The following is a 2,642-nucleotide window of genomic DNA, read 5'->3' as shown; positions in this document are numbered from 1 at the left end:
GAGAAAGATTGACAATGAAACAGTTTATAGCTATTTAGAGAAATTACAGAAAGCCTATATTCTTCATAAGTGTTCTCGATATGATTTGCAGGGAAAAGATATATTAAAAACACAGGAGAAATTCTATCTTGCGGATGTTTCTTTGCGTTATTCTGTATTAGGTTATACTGTAGATAGTATCGCAGCATCTTTAGAAAATATTGTATATCTAGAACTTAAAAGAAGAGGCTATGATGTTTATATTGGTAAGATAAAAGATAAAGAGATTGATTTTGTTGCAACAAAACAAAATGAAAAAATCTATGTTCAGGTAACACAGGAAATAAAGTCTGAAAAAACACAGAAAAGGGAATATGAACAGCTTTTAGAAATCAGAGATAATTATCCTAAGTATGTTGTGATGGCAGATAATTTTGCGGGTGGTAACTATGAAGGAATAAAAACAATGAACATAGTGGATTTCTTATTAAGTAAAGAGTATTAGAAATGAGTTGAGAGACTCATTTTTTTGTGCATGTAAAAAGACAATATAGAAAAAGTACTATATTGCCTATTACTGATTAAATATGAATAACTCTCTCACAAAGCTTCGCAACATCTAGATTATGAGTCACAATCACTACAGTGGCACCATTATGATGATATTCCAATAATAGATTCATCATCATTTTTGTATTTGTTTCATCAAGTGAACCAGTTGGTTCATCACATAACACAATCTTTGGCTTTTTAAGAAGCAACTTACAAAATGCGATACGCTGAGCTTCTCCACCAGATAAAGAATATATTTTTCTATTCTCATATCCTTCTAGCCCAACAGTAGTGAGTGCTTGTTTTACTGCATTCAATTTTTCTTTCTTATTGAGTTTTGAATACTTCAATACAATATCAAGATTCTCTTTGACGGTATAATCATCTATTAGTGCATTGTTTTGAAACATATAGCCTATATCATATCTCATAAGTAATAATGCATCTTTCTTATTTGAAATTGAATGATGATTAATGATAATTTCTCCATCGTCTACCTCTTCCAATAACCCCATGATATTAAGTAATGTAGATTTACCAGAACCGCTATTTCCTACAATTGCGACAAGTTCATTTTCTTCTATAGTGAGATTATAATGATCAAAGATTGTTTTTGTATCATAATGTTTCGTTATGTTTTTTAATTCAATCATTTAAAAAGTTCCTTTCAATAGATGAATGATATTCTTTCTCTCAAACTTCTTTATGGAAAGTAAATAAGTCATACCCCATAGAGTCATAAGAATCAGATGAATAATAAGAGTGTAGATGAAATAAGAATGACATAATAAAGAAATTGAGAATGTAGATATAAATAAAACAACTGTTGATTTCACAAAATAGAAATACTTGCTAAGAGGTGTATAACCTTCCATTGTCTCTATCGCAAGAAGTGATGCATGATACTGGATGAATATATGAATATTCTGGTAAATCATTAATATCATTAAACTGACTAATGCGACAGAAATCATAATAACCGCAATAAAGAGTGTTTGTTCTTGATGATTTAAAAGAGACATTTCATCATATGCGGTAATGATTTTAGAAGCATATTGATTTAAACTATATTTCTTTAAAATGGACTGAATTCTCTCTTGAGAGCCTTTGATCTTATAAGGATTATATTTATATCCTAGAATGACATCATAATCTTCAGGTAATCCATTTTCATTTGTAAGAACCTGTACAACAGGATTTGTAATACTATTTGAATAATCAGATACGATTAAAGAGTTATAAGTAAAGAATTTCTGATTGTCTTTATAATAGATAATCTTAATACCATGCGGTGTATCAAACATAGCCTGAGTCATCTTATATATCTTCTTTTTTGAATAGTTTTGAGGTGCTAAGACTACTCTTTTCTTTTCATCTTCACTGATGTGAATAGTATGGCCATGTATATCTTGAATCACTTGTTTCTTTAGATAGTTTGTATTGACATAGGCCATACTTGTATTTGTATATGTTTCTTTATCAAATTCATTAAAGTCTGCATAGAGACTACCAAGATGATTGAATTCTTGATAAAGTTCTTTTTGTTTGTTTAAAAAATTCTGACTAGTAAACAAGTCACTATTCTCTACATTGGAGACTTCACTCAAGATAGAATAATGTTTCATTGTGTTCCACTCATTATGATTATTCATTCTACTTAATAGCGAATAACCAGTCTCTATTCCAATACATGAGAGAAATAGAATAACTAAAACAATCATGAATAAAACTATTTGATTGAAATAAATGATTGTTTTAGATGGACCTTTGTTTTTGAGGAAGTCTATCGCTTTCACATCTTTAAAGTGATTGATCATAAGAACACATATAATCAAAGTGAGTGATAGAAATAAGAATAGAATCAAGAAATGATCAATTAAAAAATGAATGACAGATTGATTTATATGCCTGCATATTAGTAATGTAAGGACAAAGAATCCTATGAAAGTAATAAGAAATTGTGATTGTATAATTGGACATATATAATCATACCCAATAGAAAATAAACGATATCCTTCAAGTCTCTTGATGCTGAAAAGTTTATAATTCTGCAGTAAGTCATAAATAATCACTAACACAAGAATGAAATAGAAAGCAGCTAAACAAATGAT

The 2,642-nt window shown here is 29.0% G+C and carries 3 protein-coding genes; 1 reads left to right on the top strand and 2 read right to left on the bottom strand.

The features are described 5' to 3' along the window. Window positions 1–484 (top strand): ATP-binding protein (locus ACT8VG_RS09845; RefSeq protein ID WP_444195758.1); only part of this gene is annotated, 484 nt, incomplete at its 5' end. A gap of 76 nt (window positions 485–560) precedes the next feature. Here ACT8VG_RS09845 and ACT8VG_RS09840 read toward each other — a convergent pair. Both ACT8VG_RS09840 and ACT8VG_RS09835 read right to left on the bottom strand, forming a co-directional pair. After that, window positions 561–1,184 (bottom strand): ATP-binding cassette domain-containing protein, encoded by a 624-nt coding sequence (locus ACT8VG_RS09840; protein ID WP_432269890.1) that lies wholly within the window; start codon window positions 1,182–1,184, stop codon window positions 561–563. Continuing rightward, window positions 1,185–2,642: hypothetical protein (locus ACT8VG_RS09835; RefSeq protein ID WP_444195757.1), on the bottom strand; the 1,458-nt coding region annotated here is incomplete at its 5' end.

Source organism: Catenibacterium sp. (assembly GCF_052354645.1).
GTDB lineage: Bacteria > Bacillota_I > Bacilli_A > Erysipelotrichales > Coprobacillaceae > Catenibacterium > Catenibacterium mitsuoka_A.
Note: the sequence above shows the minus strand (reverse complement) of the source record. Positions and strands in the feature narration are given on the sequence as shown.